Annotated in this window: 13 protein-coding genes and 1 pseudogene; 12 read left to right on the forward strand and 2 right to left on the reverse strand. The window is 70.3% G+C overall.

Translation table 11 applies throughout. From position 1 onward, the window contains the following. The first annotated feature begins 33 nt into the window (after window positions 1-33). Both ASF88_RS02625 and ASF88_RS02630 read left to right on the forward strand, forming a co-directional pair. Window positions 34-423 (forward strand): hypothetical protein, encoded by a 390-nt coding sequence (locus ASF88_RS02625; RefSeq protein WP_235493252.1) that lies wholly within the window; start codon window positions 34-36, stop codon window positions 421-423. Between the two features lie 36 nt (window positions 424-459). Next, window positions 460-987, forward strand: coding sequence for a SprT-like domain-containing protein (locus tag ASF88_RS02630; protein ID WP_055913846.1), 528 nt, complete (start codon window positions 460-462; stop codon window positions 985-987). A gap of 29 nt (window positions 988-1,016) precedes the next feature. Here the strand turns inward: ASF88_RS02630 and ASF88_RS02635 are convergent, their stop codons facing one another. Then, window positions 1,017-1,625 (reverse strand): GNAT family N-acetyltransferase, encoded by a 609-nt coding sequence (locus tag ASF88_RS02635; protein ID WP_055913849.1) that lies wholly within the window; start codon window positions 1,623-1,625, stop codon window positions 1,017-1,019. Window positions 1,626-1,697: 72 nt separating this feature from the next. On the opposite strand from ASF88_RS02635, the gene ASF88_RS02640 reads away from it, so the two are divergent. From ASF88_RS02640 to ASF88_RS02655, 4 genes are read left to right on the forward strand one after another with little or no spacing between them, the layout of a single operon-like run. Then, window positions 1,698-2,333, forward strand: coding sequence for a CGNR zinc finger domain-containing protein (locus tag ASF88_RS02640; RefSeq protein ID WP_235493253.1), 636 nt, complete (start codon window positions 1,698-1,700; stop codon window positions 2,331-2,333). 4 nt (window positions 2,334-2,337) lie between these two features. Then, complete coding sequence (locus ASF88_RS02645; protein WP_055913855.1) at window positions 2,338-3,114, forward strand: LamB/YcsF family protein; 777 nt, start codon at window positions 2,338-2,340, stop codon at window positions 3,112-3,114. 2 nt (window positions 3,115-3,116) lie between these two features. Beyond that, window positions 3,117-3,797 (forward strand): 5-oxoprolinase subunit B family protein, encoded by a 681-nt coding sequence (locus tag ASF88_RS02650; RefSeq protein WP_327063228.1) that lies wholly within the window; start codon window positions 3,117-3,119, stop codon window positions 3,795-3,797. Next, window positions 3,794-4,717 carry a biotin-dependent carboxyltransferase family protein gene (locus tag ASF88_RS02655; RefSeq protein ID WP_055913857.1) on the forward strand — a complete coding sequence of 308 codons (924 nt, stop codon included), beginning with the start codon at window positions 3,794-3,796 and terminating at the stop codon, window positions 4,715-4,717. The genes ASF88_RS02650 and ASF88_RS02655 overlap by 4 nt, the downstream gene beginning before the upstream one ends. A gap of 30 nt (window positions 4,718-4,747) precedes the next feature. On the opposite strand, the gene ASF88_RS02660 is transcribed toward ASF88_RS02655, so the two are convergent. Then, entirely contained in the window at window positions 4,748-5,623 is an 876-nt protein-coding gene (locus ASF88_RS02660) for a spermidine synthase (protein WP_055913859.1), read from the reverse strand. A gap of 87 nt (window positions 5,624-5,710) precedes the next feature. Between ASF88_RS02660 and ASF88_RS02665 the strand changes: the two genes are divergently transcribed. The 6 genes and pseudogenes from ASF88_RS02665 (at window position 5,711) to ASF88_RS02690 (ending at window position 16,912) form a co-directional block, all read left to right on the forward strand. Next, window positions 5,711-6,265, forward strand: coding sequence for a hypothetical protein (locus ASF88_RS02665; RefSeq protein WP_235493254.1), 555 nt, complete (start codon window positions 5,711-5,713; stop codon window positions 6,263-6,265). Between the two features lie 7 nt (window positions 6,266-6,272). Next, entirely contained in the window at window positions 6,273-7,448 is a 1,176-nt protein-coding gene (locus tag ASF88_RS02670; RefSeq protein ID WP_055913861.1) for a sensor histidine kinase, read from the forward strand. After that, complete coding sequence (locus ASF88_RS02675; protein WP_055913863.1) at window positions 7,445-8,122, forward strand: response regulator transcription factor; 678 nt, start codon at window positions 7,445-7,447, stop codon at window positions 8,120-8,122. The genes ASF88_RS02670 and ASF88_RS02675 overlap by 4 nt, the downstream gene beginning before the upstream one ends. A 32-nt stretch (window positions 8,123-8,154) precedes the next feature. Beyond that, the gene (locus ASF88_RS02680; RefSeq protein ID WP_055913866.1) at window positions 8,155-9,222 is read left to right on the forward strand and encodes an SDR family oxidoreductase; all 1,068 of its coding nucleotides are present in this window, start codon (window positions 8,155-8,157) and stop codon (window positions 9,220-9,222) included. A 319-nt stretch (window positions 9,223-9,541) separates the two neighbouring features. Then, entirely contained in the window at window positions 9,542-13,039 is a 3,498-nt protein-coding gene (gene rpoB / locus ASF88_RS02685) for a DNA-directed RNA polymerase subunit beta (RefSeq protein ID WP_055913869.1), read from the forward strand. A 49-nt stretch (window positions 13,040-13,088) separates the two neighbouring features. Further along, a pseudogene (locus ASF88_RS02690) lies at window positions 13,089-16,912 on the forward strand (DNA-directed RNA polymerase subunit beta'). Window positions 16,913-16,992 lie beyond the last annotated feature (80 nt).

Below are 16,992 nucleotides of genomic sequence, written 5' to 3' on the forward strand. Positions count from 1 at the left end.
CTCGACGAGGCGCTCGTCGTCGGCAACGAGGCGGTGCGTCAGGCGCGGTTCACCGGTGACCGCGAGCAGCTGCTCGGAGCACGCATCCGCCGCGCCCAGGTCCTCCAATACCAGGGCAAGTTCGACGAAGCGATCGTGGAGCTGACCGGCTGCGTCGACGAGGCGCGGGGCCGTGACTGGAGCGCCTTGGAGGCGTTCGCCGTGCAGAACCGCGGCAAGTGCTACTTCGACCAGGCCGAGTACGAGCACGCACTGTCGGACATGACGGCCGCGGTCTTCCTGCGTGAGAAGCTCGGCGCCTCGCCGGCCGAGATCGAGGGTGCCCTCACCGCCGTCGCGGTGGTGCAGCGGTTCCTGGAGGCGCAACGCGCCGCCGCGGGCGAGGAGACTCCCGGCGCGGACGACGGCGGTGGTCCGGCGTAGGATGCGGGTCATGAGTCGACCAGGGGATCAGCGCTGATGGCCGAGCTCGACCGCGTGCGCCGCTGGGCGGACGCCCTGATCGCCCTCCACCTCGACCCCACCGTGTGGAGTTTCGACTTCGACAACGCCAAGACCCGCGCGGGTCTCTGCAACTACAGCGCCAAGCGCATCACGGTGTCCCGCTACCTGGCCGCGCGGTACGAGGACGACGACATCCACCAGATCCTCCTGCACGAGGTGGCGCACGCGCTCGCCGGCTCGCGCGCGGGCCACGGACCGCGGTGGCGGGCGATCGCGCTCGACCTCGGCTACGAGGGCAAGCGGCTGCACGGCGGCGCCATCGCCGACGACCTCGCGCCCTGGGTCGGCACCTGCCCGAGCGGCCACACGCATTACCGCTACCGCAAGCCGGCCCGCGCCTTGGCGTGCGGGGCGTGCAGTCGCCGGTTCGACTCCGCCAACCTCATCTCGTGGGTGCACCGGGAGGTGTCGACAGCGCAGCGGAGGATGGCGGCGGCGGCAGCGTCCGAGGCGCTCGACCCGCGCGGGCTCGAGCTGGACTGACCGGGGCCCGACGGGCAGGTCCGCACGACTCAGGCCGTGGCGAACCCCAGCCGGGCGTCCAGCCCGTCGCGCACCGCCGGCCATTCCTCGCGCAGCACCGAGTACACCGCGGTGTCGCGCCAGGTGCCGTCCGCGCGCGGCTGCGTGTGCCGCAGCACGCCCTCGAAGGTGGCGCCGAGGCGGAGGATCGCAGCGCGCGAGCGCTCGTTCAGCACGTCCGCCTGGAGTTTGACCCGCTCGAAGCCGTTGTCGAACGCCGCGCCGAGCAGCAGGCGCTTGGTCTCGGCGTTGACGCGGGTGCCCCAGACCTCCGGGGCGTAGGCGGTCCAGCCGATGTGGGCGGAGCCGTTCACGAGGTCGAAGTCGCCGAGCGTCGTGGTCCCGACGATGCGGTCGCCGTCGCGCAGGCAGACCGCGGTGACGTTGCCGCTGTCCCAGGCGAGGTAGCCCAGGATGAACTCCCGCCACGCCTCGTAAGTGTCGCGATACGCGGCCGGGCCGCCGCCCCAGCCTCCCGCGAACACCTCGGGGTGAGCGATCGCGTCGTGGAGGTCGGGCAGGTCGTCCGTCGTGAGCGCCCGCAGGCGCACCGTCGCGCCCTCGAGTACGGCTGCCGGGTCGGGGCGGGTCGCGTTCATCCGCTCAGTATCCCATCCCGCGATCGGGGGCGAGCGGCGTGGGCGTCGGCGATAACCGACTAAGGTAGTTCGGTGCCTACCGACGTCCTCCTGCCCCGCGAAACCGGACAGTGGATGGACGATTCAGACGGTTTGCGCTGGTGGTTCGACTCGGGATCGCTCGCCCTCGACTTCTCGTACACGGGCGGCCTCGATGAGCCGGACAACGCGGAATGGTGTTCGATCGACGGCCCGGAGGCGCTCGGCGGCTGGCTCCGCGATCGCTTCCCCGAGGTGGCGGCGACGGCGGGGGAGCGGGAGTTCCGCGACGCCGAGATGCTGCGTATCGCCATCGGCCGGCTCGCCCGTCAGGCCAGCCGGGGCGAGACGCTCGCGCCGAGCGACGTCGACGTCGTGAACCTGTTCGCGGCGACGCCGGACATCCCGCCGGTGCTGGCCGGGGGAGGCCGCCAGGCCGGTCGCACTCTGGCCCGGCCGCACCAGGCGCTCGGCACGGTCGCCCGCGATGCCGTGCGGCTCTTCGGCCCCGACGCCGACGGCCGCATCCGCGAGTGCTCGGCCGACGACTGCCGGCTGGTCTACCTCGACACGTCGCGCAGCAGCAACCGCCGCTGGTGCTCGATGCAGCGCTGCGGCAACCGCGCCAAGGTGCGGGCGCACCGGGCGCGCGCCGCCGGTGCGAGGGGCGCGGCCGGTACCGCACAATAAGTGGATGGAGCCCATCGCCGAGCGCAGCAGCGTCGACCTCAACAGCGACCTCGGCGAGTCGTTCGGCGCCTGGACGATGGGCGACGACGCCGCGATGCTGCGACTGGTGACCAGTGCGAACGTCGCGTGCGGGTTCCACGGGGGCGACCCCTCCACCATGCTGTCGACCTGCCGTCTGGCGGTCGAGAACGGCGTGACCGTCGGAGCGCACGTCTCCTACCGTGACCTGGCCGGTTTCGGCCGTCGCAGCATGGACGTACCTGCGCGCGAGTTGCGCGACGAGGTGCTCTACCAGCTGTCGGCGCTGGCGGGGATGGCGCGCGTCGCCGGAACGGCCGTGCTCTACGTCAAGCCGCACGGCGCCCTCTACAACCGCATCGTCGACGACGAGTCGCAGGCGGCTGCCGTCGTCGACGCCGTCGCTGCGTTCGACCCGGCGCTTCCTGTGCTCGGCCTTACCGGTTCCGCCGTCGCGCGGGCCGCTGTCGAGCGCGGCCTCCGGTTCGTCGGCGAGGCGTTCGTCGACCGCGGCTACCGCGCCGACGGCACGCTGGTTCCGCGCACCGAGCCCGGCGCCCTCCTCTCCGATGTGGAGGCGATCGCGGCGCGCGCCGTCGGCATGGTGGTCGACGGCACAGTGGAGGCCGTGGACGGCACGCGGATCGCCGTCGCCGCCCAATCGCTGTGCGTCCACGGCGACACCCCGGGAGCGGTCGCGATGGCGGAGGCCGTGCGACGCGGACTGGTCGAGGCCGGAATCGCCGTGGAAGCGTTCGTCTGATCGTGGAGGCGCACGACGACCTGACGTTCCGGGTCCTCGGCTACGGCGACCGCGCGCTGCTGGTCGAGGTGGAGGCGAGCGCGGTGGAGGCGGGTGACGCCGGCATCGCCCGCGCCGAGCTGGACGCGGTGCTCGGGCTGTTCCGCGCCCTCGACCGAACCCGGCCGGCGGGCGTCGTCGACCTCGTCCCGGCGGCCCGCACGATAGCCGTGCTGCTCGATCCGCGCGTGCTGTCCCCGGCCGCTGCGCGCGGCTGGATCGAGCGAACCGTGCCCGAGCCTCCCTCGACGGTGGCGGACGAAGTGGTCGAGCTCGCCGTCCGCTACGACGGCGACGACCTGACCGAGGTGGCGGCGTTGCTCGGCATCACACAGCGGGAGGTCGTGGAACGGCACACCGGCTCCCGCTGGCGCGTGGCGTTCGGCGGTTTCGCACCGGGCTTCGCCTACCTGGTGACCGACCACGACGGCCTGCGCGTGCCGCGCCGGTCCACACCGCGCACCTCGGTGCCGGCCGGCTCGGTGGCGCTGGCGGGCGAGTTCAGCGGCGTCTACCCGCGATCGAGCCCCGGAGGGTGGCAGCTCATCGGCCGCACCGAGGCCGCGCTCTGGGACGTGCACGCAGACCCGCCCGCGCTCCTTCGCCCCGGCGTCGAGGTGCGGTTCGTGGAGGTCGCGCTGTGACCGCCGCGCAGCCGGGAGCAGCAGTGAGCATCCTCACACCCGGCCCGCTCGCGCTGATCGAGGACCTCGGCCGGCCCGGGCACGCGGCCGTCGGGGTGAGCCCGTCCGGCGCGCTCGATCGCGGTGCGCTCGCGCTGGCGAATCGGCTGGTCGGCAACCCCGAGTCCGCAGCCGGCGTCGAGATCCTGCTGGGCGGGTTCGCCGCGCGATTCGAGGCGCCGGTGTGGTTCGCCGTGACGGGTGCGCCCGCGCGGCTGTTCCTCGACGGCCGTCCCGTCGACCCTCACGCAGCCGTGCACGCGGAAGCGGGTGCCGAGCTGCGCATCGCCCAGCCCGCCGCCGGGATGCGCAGCTACCTCGCGGTACGCGGGGGCATCGACGTGGAGGCCGTGCTCGGCTCCCGCTCCCGCGACACCCTCTCCGGGCTCGGTCCGGGCGCCCTGCAGCCGGGCGACCTCCTCCCGATCGGCGCGGAACCGCCGACGCCGGTGCCGGCGATCGACTTCGTCCCGCACGCCGAGCCGGGCGACGAACCGACGGAGGTGCGCGCCCACCGGGGGCCCCGCGCCGACTGGTTCACCCCGGCCGCACTCGACGCCTTCTTCACCGTCGAGTGGCGGGTGAGTGCCGACGGCGACCGCGTCGGGGTGCGCTTGGATCCGCCGCGTGTTCGCTCGCACGCTGTCGGCGTCGAGCCGTCGCCTCCCCCGCTGCTGGAGCGCGCCGTGACGGGCGAACTGCCGAGTGAGCCCATGGTCGCCGGCGCAGTGCAGGTCTCGCCCGACGGGCGCCCGACCGTCCTCCTCGCCGACCACCCGGTGACCGGCGGCTACCCGGTCATCGCGGTGGTCGCGGAACGCTCCCTCGACGCCTTCGCGCAGCTGCGCCCCGGCCACACGGTGTTCTTCCGCCACGCCTAGGTCGCGACAAGGCGGGCCGCGCCGACCTGCTCAGTCGCGCCGCGTGCCGCTCTGGAAGATGCTGCGCGCGGGCGGCGGCGACGGCACGCTCGTCTGATCGGTCACGATGGGCGCGGCTGCGGCGAACGTGCGCAGCTCCTCGCCCGCCACGGCCTTCGCGGGGTGCGGTCCGCTCGCCAGCAGGCGCGGCAGCCACTCCAGCGGCAGCGGAGACTGTGACCCCACCAGCACCACATTCCCGAATCGCCGCCCCTTGAGCACCTGCGTCTCGGCCAGCGCCGCCACGTTCTCCACCACGGCGCCGAGGGTCGAGACCTGGCTGCGGGCGAATGTCAGCGGAGGGCCGTCCGCCACGTTCACGAGCACGATGCCGTCCGGCTTCAGCAGCGAGACCGCCGATCGGTAGAACTCCACGCTGGTCACATGCGCTGGTGTCCGTGCGCCGCTGAAGATGTCGATCACCAGGAGGTCGACCTCGCCGCGCAGGCCGGCCGGTAGCTTGCCGACGACCTCCCGCGCGTCGCCGTGCCGGATACGGATCTGCGCGTAGCGCGGCAGGGGCAGGTTCTCGCGCACCAGATCGACGAGCCGGCTCTCCAGCTCCACCACCTGCTGCCGCGATCCCGGGCGCGTGTAGGCGACATAGCGAGGGAGGGTCAGCGCGCCGGCACCCAGGTGCACGGCGGTGATCGGCTGGCCCGGCTCCCCGATCAGGTCGATCACGTTGCCCATCCGCTGCACGTACTCGAAGAACAGCCGGCTGGGGTCGTCCAGGTCGACGTGCGACTGCGGCGTCCCGTCGACGATCAGCTGGTACGCGCCGGGCACGAACCGGTCGGGCTCGATGCTGGCGAGGTAACCGCTCTCCGCGAGGACGACCGACGGGACCGACGGGTTGTGGGGCACCCGACCAGCGTAGTCTCCACCCGATCTCCACCCGACCTCCGTCGTCGGGAGGTCCCGCCCGCCGCCCCCGGCGACGACGCTGGGGGAGTGGCCGGATCCACCGGCCGGAAGGACCTGACCTCCATGACCGTCCAGACGCTGACCAACGCGATCCTCATCCTGCTGCTGATCTGCTGGGTCGGCTACCGCCAGCTCACCTGGCGCCCGGTGTCGATCGCCAAGATGTGGCGGTTCCCCGCGATCCTGGCGGTGGTGGGGCTCGTGACGATCGGGCAGCAGGTGAAGCCGTCCGCGCTCACCCCGCTCGACATCGCCGTGGTCGCCGGCGAGATCGTGCTGTCGCTCGGGATGGGCGCGTGGATGGGCGCGATCGCGCACTTCCGCCCCCTGGAGACCCCTGTGCAGCTCGGCAGCGACGCCCGCTACGTCGCCACGTACGAGTCGCGCACCGGTGTTCTCGGGATGGTGCTGTGGATCGCCGTGATCGGCGTCCGCATCGGAGTGGACGTGCTCGCCTCCGCCGCCGGGTCGCACCTGGCGACCGCGACCGGCGCCATCTTCCTGGTCTTCGCCGCCAACCGCGCCGCCCGAACCGCCGTCTTCGCGGCGCGTCTCGATCGGCACGCCGCGCTCGCCGCATGATGGTCTCGTGGACTTCTCGACCAGACCGGGGCTGCTCGCCCTCGTCCTGAACCTGCTCGGCGCCGTCGCCGTCGGCTGGTCGCTGCTGCGCACCCACACCGAGGATCGCCCGGTGTGGGTGCTGGTGGTGGCCTTCGTGTCGGTGGCCGCGTGGGCCGTGCGTGCTGTGCTCAGCTTCGTCGGGTGGGGGCGCACGGCCCTGGCACTCAGCCTCGTCGCGGCGATCGCCGGCTCGTTCGTGGCGCCGGCGACCGACGGGCTGGCGATCGTCCCGGCGGCCGTCGCCGTTCTGTATCTGATCGGCGACCCGGGGCGCCCGGTCCAGCTCGGCGGGGCGGTCGCCGTGCTGAGTGCCGCACTGGTCGCGGTCGGCGCCGTGCCCTTCGGCTCGCCCGTCGCCGCGGTGCTGGGCGAGATGGCGGGAATCGTCCTGGCGGCGTTCGCCGGCCTCAGCCGCCGCCAGTTCCGCACAACGGAGGAGCAGGCGGCGCTCCTGCGCGAACGCGATCTCGAGATGCGCGAGGAGGCCGCCCGCGTGGCCATCGCGCGCGACCTCCACGACGTGCTCGCCCACAGCCTCGGCGGGCTGGTCATCCAACTCGACGCGGTCGACGCGCTGCTGGAGGCCGGCGACGCGACCACGGCACGCGACCGGGTCGTCGTCGCACGCGGTCTCGCGGCCGACGGGCTCGCGGAGGCGCGCAGGGCGGTCGCCGCCCTGCGCGACCCCGAGCGCTCCGCCGTGCCGGCGACGGTGACCCCCGCCGACTTCCGCGCCGGCCTCGACGACCTCCTCGCCGCCCACCGCACGCTCGGCGGCGCCGCCGGCCTCAGCGTGTCGGGCGAACCAGCGCCGCTCAGCGCCGGCCAGGCGACCGCGCTGCAACGGGCATTGCAGGAGGCGCTGAGCAACGCCCGCAAGCATGCGCCGGGCGCTCCGGTCGACGCCCGGCTCGACTGGCAGACTGAGCGGGTGCTGCTCACCGTCTCCTCGCCGCTGGTCGCGTCGGCCGCGTCGGCTCCGGCCGCGTCGACGGCCGGTTTCGAGCTCGCGGGCTCCGGAGGCGGCCACGGCCTCGAGGGGATGCGCGAACGGTTCGCCGCCCTCCCGCTCGGAGGCTCGGCGACCGCGACCTCCGACGGCGGCCGGTTCACCGTGACCGCCGAAGCGAGGCTCGCATGAGCGCCGATCTCCCCGACGCTGAAAGGACGATCCGCGTGGTCGTCGCCGATGACCAGGCGATCATCCGCGACGGGCTCGTCACGGTGCTCGGCCTCCTGCCCGACGTGCAGGTCGTCGGCGCCGCGGCCGACGGCGCGGAAGCGGTCGCGCTCGCCGTGTCCGAGCGTCCGGACGTCGTGCTGATGGACCTCCGGATGCCGGTGCTCGACGGCGTCGGCGCCACCGAGCGCATCACCCAGGCGGCGCCCGGCGTCGCCGTGCTGGTGCTGACGACCTTCGCCGACGACGAGTCCATCCTCGCCGCGTTGCGCGCCGGTGCCCGCGGTTACCTCACGAAGGACGCCGGCCGTGCCGAGCTGGCGGCCGCTGTCCGCGCCGTCGCCCGGGGGCAGTCGACGTTCGCTCCGGAGGTCGGCGCCCGCATCGTGGGTTCGCTGACCTCGGCCGCACCGGGGCGGCCGGCCGACCGTCCCGACGCGCTCGTGGCGCGGTTCCCGACGCTCACCCGCCGGGAGGCCGAGGTGCTCGGACTGGTCGCCGACGGCCTCAGCAACGGCGAGATCGCCTCCGCCCTGTTCGTCGGCGGTTCGACCGTCAAGACGCACATCAACGCCATCTTCGCCAAGCTCGGCGTCCAGACCCGCGCCCAGGCGATCGCCCTCGTCCGCCGGTAGCCCGGCGCCGAGAGGCGGAGGAGGATGTCGTCATGGCGGATCGGGTGCTGGTGACGGGCGGGTCGGGGTTTCTGGGTGCGCACTGCGTGCTCGCGCTGCTGGAGGCGGGCTACGACGTCCGCACCACGATCCGGTCGCCGCAGCGGGCGGCCGACGTGCGCTCGCAGTTGGCCGCGGGCGCCGACCTCTCCGGAGAGAACAGCCCGGACGCCGGTGACCGGGTCGAGTTCGCCGTCGCCGACCTCCTCGACGACGCCGGCTGGGCGGAGGCCGTCGCGGGCTGCCGCTTCGTGCTGCACGTCGCGTCGCCGTTCCCGATGACCGAGCCGAAGGATCCCGACGAGCTGGTGCGGCCGGCCAAGGAGGGCGCCCTCCGCGTGCTGCGCGCCGCGCGCGACGCCGGCGTCGAGCGGGTGGTCCTCACCTCGTCGTTCGCCGCGATCGGCTACGGTCACCCGCCGACGAAGCGCCCCTTCACCGAGAGCGACTGGACCGAACTCGACAGCGGCCGTCCGATCAGCGCCTACGTCCGCTCCAAGACGCTCGCCGAGCAGGCGGCGTGGGCCTTCGTCCGGGAAGAGCAGAGCCTCGCGAAGGACGGCGGTGGCCTCCAGCTCGCCACCGTGAACCCCGTCGGCATCCTCGGCCCCGTCCTCGGGCCCGGCTACTCGAGCTCGGTCGAGCTCGTGAAACTGGTGCGGGAGGGCCGCCTCCCGCGACTGCCCGACGTGTGCTTCGGCGTCGTCGACGTGCGCGACGTCGCCGGCCTCCACCTGCTCGCGATGACGCGACCCGAGGCGGCTGGCGAACGGTTCCTCGCGACGGCCGGGGATGCGTTGAGCGCGTCGGAGCTCGCCCTCCTGATCCGCGGCCACCTGGGATCGCCGGCCGGAGACCGCGTCCGGACGGGCGTGATGCCGACGTGGGTGATCAAGGCTGCCGCGCCGTTCAGCAGGCGGGTCCGCGGCTCGCTGCCCGACATCGGCGTGTACCGCAACGGCTCGTCGCACAAGGCCCGCACCGTGCTCGGCTGGAACCCGCGCTCCCGTGAGGAGGCCGTCTTCGCGACGGTCGACTCCCTCCCGCCGCGCCTGCGCTGACTGGAAGTTCGCCCTGAGTATCAGCCCCGGAATCCCGGGAATACCGGGACGCCCGCGTGGTTATACACCGTGACTGCGCTTCGGGTCAAGAAAAGACTGGACACGGCGCGTCAGTTTGACATATAGTGGTTCTTTGCGCTCCCAGCGCACACCCTTGCCTTCATATTGCGGTCGGCTCTGACTTTCCACGCACGCGCCTGGGCCCGGTTCACCGGGTCAGATACGGCGCCGCGCGACGTGTCTGGGAGTCCTCGTCCCTTAAAACACCACATCTCGACCGACAGTAATTGGCCCGACGGGGCCCACGGAGGTTATTTCCTTGGCTGCTGCGCGCAACGCAACCAACACTGACAAGACACCCAAGAACGGACGAGCCGCATCTCGTCTTTCGTTCGCCAAGATCACGGACACCCTCACCGTTCCCGATCTGCTCGCATTGCAGACGGAGAGCTTCGACTGGCTGGTCGGAAACGACGCGTGGAAGGCACGCGTCGCCGAGGCCGAAGCCCAGGGTCGTCAGGATCTGCCCGCCAACACGGGCCTCGAGGAGATCTTCGAAGAGATCTCTCCGATCGAGGACCTCGGCGAGACCATGCAGCTCTCGTTCACGAACCCGTTCCTCGAGGAGAAGAAGTACTCGATCGACGAGTGCAAGGAGAAGGGCAAGACCTACGCGGCCCCGCTCTACGTCGAGGCCGAGTTCATGAACCACCTCACGGGTGAGATCAAGACCCAGACGGTCTTCATGGGCGACTTCCCGCTCATGACCGAGAGGGGCACGTTCATCATCAACGGCACCGAGCGTGTCGTCGTCTCGCAGCTCGTCCGCTCGCCGGGCGTCTACTTCGAGGCCGCTGCCGACAAGACGTCCGACAAGGACATCTACTCGGCGCGCGTCATCCCGAGCCGCGGTGCGTGGCTCGAGTTCGAGATCGACAAGCGCGACCAGGTCGGTGTCCGCATCGACCGCAAGCGCAAGCAGTCGGTCACCGTCTTCCTCAAGGCCCTCGGCCTCACGAGCGAAGAGATCCTCAGCGAGTTCGCCGGCTACCAGTCCATCGAGCTGACCCTCGAGAAGGACGCCATCCTCACCAAAGAGGAGGCGCTGAAGGACATCTACCGCAAGCTGCGTCCGGGCGAGCAGGTCGCCGCCGAGGCCGCGCGTGCGCTGCTGGACAACTTCTACTTCAACCCGAAGCGCTACGACCTCGCCAAGGTCGGCCGGTACAAGATCAACCGCAAGCTCGGCCTCGAGGCCCCGCTGACGGACTCCGTGCTGACCGTGCAGGACATCCTCGCCACGATCAAGTACCTGGTCGCCCTCCACGACGGCCAGACCACCTTCAAGGGCCTGCGCAACGGCGTCGAGACCGACATCCGTCTCGACACCGACGACATCGACCACTTCGGCAACCGTCGCATCCGCGCCGTCGGCGAGCTCATCCAGAACCAGGTCCGCACGGGCCTGAGCCGCATGGAGCGCGTCGTCCGCGAGCGCATGACCACGCAGGACATCGAGGCGATCACCCCGCAGACCCTGATCAACGTGCGACCGGTCGTCGCCGCGATCAAGGAGTTCTTCGGAACGTCCCAGCTGTCGCAGTTCATGGACCAGAACAACCCGCTCGCGGGCCTGACCCACAAGCGCCGCCTGTCGGCGCTGGGCCCGGGTGGTCTCAGCCGTGAGCGCGCGGGCGTCGAGGTCCGTGACGTGCACCCCTCGCACTACGGCCGCATGTGCCCGATCGAGACGCCGGAAGGCCCGAACATCGGTCTGATCGGCTCGCTCGCGTCGTTCGCGCGGATCAACTCGTTCGGTTTCATCGAGACCCCGTACCGCAAGGTCGTCGCCGGTCGCGTGACCGAGCAGATCGACTACCTCACCGCTTCGGAGGAGGACGACTTCGTCGTCGCGCAGGCCAACGCCCCGCTCGACGCGAACGGCCACTTCGTCGAGGAGCGCGTGCTCGCCCGTCAGAAGGGCGGCGAGGTCGACCTGATCCCCGCCGACGAGATCGGCTACATGGACGTCTCCCCGCGCCAGATGGTGTCGGTGGGTACCTCCCTGATCCCGTTCCTCGAGCACGACGACGCCAACCGAGCCCTCATGGGTGCGAACATGCAGCGCCAGGCGGTGCCGCTGCTCCGCTCGGAGAGCCCGGTCGTCGGAACCGGTATGGAGGGCTACGCGGCCATCGACGCCGGTGACGTGGTCACCGCCGAGAAGTCCGGTGTGGTCTCCGAGGTCTCGGCCGACGCCGTCACCGTCCAGGCTGACGACGGCACGATCAAGACCTACTACCTGCGCAAGTTCGACCGCTCCAACCAGGGCACCTCGTACAACCACCGCGTGGTCGTCGACGAGGGCGACCGGATCGAGGCGGGCGAGGTCGTCGCAGACGGCCCGGCCACCGAGAACGGCGAGCTCGCGCTCGGCAAGAACCTGCTCGTGGCGTTCATGCCGTGGGAGGGTCACAACTTCGAGGACGCGATCATCCTCAGCCAGAACCTGGTGAAGGACGACACCCTCTCCTCGATCCACATCGAGGAGTACGAGGTCGACGCCCGCGACACCAAGCTGGGCAAGGAGGAGATCACCCGCGACCTGCCGAACGTCAGCCCGGACCTCCTGGCCGACCTCGACGAGCGCGGCATCATCCGCATCGGCGCCGAGGTGCGCCCCGGCGACATCCTCGTCGGCAAGGTCACCCCGAAGGGCGAGACCGAGCTGTCGGCTGAGGAGCGCCTGCTCCGCGCGATCTTCAACGAGAAGAGCCGCGAGGTGCGCGACACCTCCCTCAAGGTCCCGCACGGCGAGGAGGGCACCATCATCGGTGTCAAGGTCTTCGACGCGCAGGACGGCGACGACGAGCTCGGTTCCGGCGTGAACCAGCGCGTGGTGGTCTACATCGCCCAGAAGCGCAAGATCACCGCGGGTGACAAGCTCGCCGGCCGTCACGGCAACAAGGGCGTCATCTCGAAGATCCTCCCGGTCGAGGACATGCCGTTCCTCGCGGACGGCACGCCCGTCGACGTCATCCTCAACCCGCTGGGTGTGCCCGGTCGAATGAACTTCGGCCAGGTCCTCGAGATCCACCTCGGCTGGATCGCGAAGAACGGCTGGGAGATCTCCGGCAAGCCCAAGTGGGCCGCCGACCTCCCCGAGGCCGCGCACAGCGCAGCGCCCAACACCAAGGTCGCGACCCCGGTGTTCGACGGCGCCAAAGAGGAGGAGATCGCGGGTCTGCTCGACTCGACGCTCCCGACGCGCGACGGCGACCGTCTGATCGGCTCGTCCGGCAAGACGCAGCTGTTCGACGGCCGCTCCGGCGAGCCCTACCCGGACCCGGTGTCGGTCGGCTACATGTACATCCTGAAGCTGCACCACCTGGTCGACGACAAGATCCACGCGCGTTCGACCGGCCCGTACTCGATGATCACCCAGCAGCCGCTCGGTGGTAAGGCGCAGTTCGGCGGTCAGCGCTTCGGTGAGATGGAGGTGTGGGCCCTCGAGGCCTATGGAGCCGCGTACGCGCTCCAGGAGCTCCTGACCATCAAGTCGGATGACATCCTCGGCCGCGTCAAGGTGTACGAGGCCATCGTCAAGGGTGAGAACATCCAGGAGCCGGGCATCCCGGAGTCCTTCAAGGTCCTCATCAAGGAGATGCAGTCCCTCTGCCTGAACGTGGAGGTCCTCTCCGCCGACGGCCAGACAGTCAGCCTGCGCGACGCCGACGACGAAGCCTTCCGCGCTGCGGAGGAGCTCGGCATCAACATCTCCTCCCGGTTCGAGTCCTCGTCGATCGACGAGATCTGATCCGGTAGCCAGACCCACCTGACGAATCTTTCTAGGAGAGAGTTAAACATTGCTCGAATCGACAACTTTTGACGAGCTGCGTATCGGCCTGGCCACCGCTGACGACATCCGTCGCTGGAGCTACGGCGAGGTCAAGAAGCCCGAGACGATCAACTACCGCACGCTGAAGCCCGAGAAGGACGGCCTGTTCGGAGAGCAGATCTTCGGCCCGTCCCGCGACTGGGAGTGCTCGTGCGGCAAGTACAAGCGCGTCCGCTTCAAGGGCATCGTGTGCGAGCGCTGCGGCGTGGAGGTCACCAAGTCCTCCGTGCGTCGCGAGCGCATGGGCCACATCGAGCTCGCCGCGCCGGTCACGCACATCTGGTACTTCAAGGGTGTGCCCAGCCGCCTCGGCTACCTGCTCGACATGGCGCCGAAGGACCTCGAGAAGGTCATCTACTTCGCCGCCTACATGGTGATCGAGGTCGACGAGGACGGCCGTCACGCCGACCTCCCCGGCCTCGAGAACGAGCTGCGCCTCGAGATCAAGACGCTGTCCGACCAGCGCGACGCCCGCGTCGCCGAGCGTCTGCAGCGTCTCGAGACCGATCTCGCCGCCCTCGAGGAGGAAGGTGCCAAGGCCGACCAGAAGCGTCGCGTCAAGGACACCTCCGAGAAGGAGATGGGCCAGATCCGCAAGTCCTACGACGAGGACATCGCCCGCCTCGAGCGCGTGTGGGAGTCGTTCCGCACCCTCAAGGTCGGCGACCTCAAGCCGGAGGACGCGGACTTCAATGAGCTCGTCGACCGCTACGGCCTGTACTTCGAGGCGTTCATGGGCGCCGAGGCGATCAAGCGCCGTCTGCAGTCCTTCGACCTGACTGCCGAGGCCGAGCTGCTCCGCGAGCAGATCGCCAACGGCAAGGGCCAGAAGAAGATCCGCGCCATCAAGCGCCTGCGCGTGGTGTCGTCGTTCCTGGCGACCGGCAACTCGCCGGCCGCGATGGTCCTCGACGTCGTCCCGGTCATCCCGCCGGAGCTGCGCCCGATGGTCCAGCTCGACGGCGGCCGCTTCGCGACCTCCGACCTGAACGACCTCTACCGTCGTGTGATCAACCGCAACAACCGTCTCCGTCGCCTGCTCGACCTCGGTGCTCCCGAGATCATCGTGAACAACGAGAAGCGCATGCTCCAGGAGGCCGTCGACGCGCTGTTCGACAACGGTCGCCGCGGCCGCCCGGTCACGGGCACCGGCAACCGCGCGCTCAAGTCCCTCAGCGACATGCTGAAGGGTAAGCAGGGCCGGTTCCGCCAGAACCTGCTCGGCAAGCGCGTGGACTACTCGGGCCGTTCGGTCATCATCGTCGGTCCGCAGCTCAAGCTGCACCAGTGCGGTCTGCCCAAGCAGATGGCCCTGGAGCTGTTCAAGCCGTTCGTGATCAAGCGCCTGATCGACCTGAGCCACGCTCAGAACATCAAGGCCGCCAAGCGCATGGTTGAGCGTTCGCGTCCGCAGGTCTGGGACGTGCTCGAGGAGATCATCCGCGAGCGCCCGGTCCTCCTGAACCGCGCGCCCACCCTGCACCGTCTGGGCATCCAGGCGTTCGAGCCGCAGCTCGTCGAGGGCAAGGCCATCCAGCTCCACCCGCTGGTGTGCGCCGCCTTCAACGCGGACTTCGACGGCGACCAGATGGCCGTGCACCTCCCGCTGTCCGTGGAGGCCCAGGCCGAGGCCCGCATCCTGATGCTCGCCTCGAACAACATCCTGAAGCCGTCCGACGGCCGCCCGGTCACCCTGCCCTCGCAGGACATGATCATCGGTCTGCACCACCTCACCACCGTCCGCGAGGGCGCCGTGGGCGAGGGTCGCGCGTTCTCCTCGGTCTCCGAGGCGATCCTCGCGAAGGACCAGGGCTCGCTGCACCTCAACGCCAAGGTGAAGATCCGTCTCGACGACTACGTGCCGTCCGACGCGGCCGACACCGGTACGCAGCCCGTCACCGCCATCGTGGAGACCACTCTCGGTCGCGCCCTCTTCAACGAGGCGCTTCCGGCGGACTACCCCTACGTGGAGGCCGTCGCCGACAAGGGTCAGATCTCGTCGATCGTCAACGCCCTCGCCGAGCGGTACCCGAAGGTGGAGGTCGCCGCCGCGCTCGACCGGATCAAGGACGCCGGCTTCTACTGGGGCACCCGCTCGGGCGTCACGGTGTCGCTGAGCGACATCCTGACCCCGCCGAACAAGGCGCAGATCGTGGCCGGCTACGAGAAGAAGGCCGCCAAGATCACCGCCGAGTTCGAGAAGGGTCTCACGACCGACCTCGAGCGCCGCCAGGAGCTGGTGAAGATCTGGACCGAGGCGACCAACGAGGTGGCCGAGGCCATGCGCGCCAACTTCCCGGCCGACAACACCATCAACCGCATGGTGACGTCGGGTGCCCGTGGTAACTGGCTGCAGGTGCGCAACATCGCCGGTATGCGTGGTCTGGTGAACAACCCGAAGGGTGAGATCATCCCCCGTCCGATCATCTCCTCGTACCGCGAGGGTCTGTCGGTGGCGGAGTACTTCATCGCGACGCACGGTGCCCGCAAGGGTCTGGCCGACACGGCTCTCCGTACGGCCGACTCGGGCTACCTGACCCGTCGTCTGGTGGACGTCTCGCAGGATGTCATCATCCGTGAGGACGACTGCGGAACGACCAAGGGCCTCGACCTCCCGATTGCGACCGTGGGCGCCGACGGCGTCCTCACCCGCGACCCGAACGTCGAGAACTCCGTGTTCGCGCGTACCCTCGCTGCCGACGCGGTCGGCACCGACGGTTCCGTCGTGGCGAAGGCCGGCGAGGACGTGGGCGACGTGCTCATCGACAAGCTGGTGGCCGCCGGCGTGACCGACATCAAGGTCCGCTCGGTGCTCACCTGCGAGTCGGCGGTCGGCGTCTGCGCCGCCTGCTACGGCCGTTCGCTCGCGACCGGCAAGCTCGTCGACATCGGCGAGGCGGTCGGCATCATCGCCGCCCAGTCGATCGGTGAGCCCGGAACGCAGCTGACGATGCGTACCTTCCACACCGGTGGTTCGGCCTCCGCGGACGACATCACCCAGGGTCTGCCGCGCGTGCAGGAGCTGTTCGAGGCGCGTACCCCCAAGGGTGCGTCCCCGATCGCCGAGGCTGCCGGCCGCATCGTCATCGAGGAGACGGACAAGTCCCGCAAGGTCATCCTGACCCCGGACAACGGCGACGAGCCGCACGTCTACCCGGTGCTGAAGCGCTCGACCCTCCTCGTGGAGGACGGCCAGCACGTCGAGCTCGGCCAGCAGCTGATCGTCGGCACCGTTGACCCGAAGGAAGTCCTCCGGGTCAAGGGCGTCCGCGAGGTGCAGAAGCACCTGGTGGGCGGCGTGCAGGGCGTCTACCGCTCGCAGGGTGTGCCGATCCACGACAAGCACATCGAGGTCATCGTCCGCCAGATGCTCCGCAAGGTGACCGTGGTGGACCACGGTGACACGGATCTGCTGCCGGGCGAGCTCGTCGACCGTTCGCGGTACAACGAGATCAACCGCGCTGCGCTGACCGAGGGCAAGAAGACGGCGTCCGCCCGTCAGGAGGTCATGGGTATCACCAAGGCCTCGCTGGCGACCGAGTCCATGGACGTCGTCCCGATCGAGAGCGCTCCGCCCGCCGCGTCGGTGCGGGTGTTCCGAAGCTCATCCCGGCCGGCACGGGTCTGTCCCGCTACCGGAACGTCTCGGTGGAGGCGACGGAGGAGGCCAAGGCGGAGCGGTACCCCAACCGCATCTTCGCCGACGACTCCGCGTTCAGCGAGAACGACCTGAGCTTCGTCGACTTCGACAGCTTCAGCTCGGACGACTACACTCCGGGCACCTACAACTGATCCGTAGGTAGTCCGTACCACGAAGGCCCCCGGCTCACGCCGGGGGCCTTCGTCGTTCGCGGGTTGGTCGCCTGCGTCAT

The sequence above is a fragment of the Leifsonia sp. Leaf336 genome (genome assembly GCF_001423695.1).
GTDB lineage: Bacteria > Actinomycetota > Actinomycetes > Actinomycetales > Microbacteriaceae > Leifsonia.

Excerpts from the sequence above, each read along its gene's own strand:
- ASF88_RS02630 (WP_055913846.1), top strand. The coding sequence starts at position 460 with ATGGCCGAGCTCGACCGCGTGCGCCGCTGGGCGGACGCCCTGATCGCC.
- ASF88_RS02635 (WP_055913849.1), bottom strand. The coding sequence starts at position 1,625 with ATGAACGCGACCCGCCCCGACCCGGCAGCCGTACTCGAGGGCGCGACG.
- ASF88_RS02645 (WP_055913855.1), top strand. The coding sequence starts at position 2,338 with ATGGAGCCCATCGCCGAGCGCAGCAGCGTCGACCTCAACAGCGACCTC.
- ASF88_RS02675 (WP_055913863.1), top strand. The coding sequence starts at position 7,445 with ATGAGCGCCGATCTCCCCGACGCTGAAAGGACGATCCGCGTGGTCGTC.
- ASF88_RS02680 (WP_055913866.1), top strand. The coding sequence starts at position 8,155 with ATGGCGGATCGGGTGCTGGTGACGGGCGGGTCGGGGTTTCTGGGTGCG.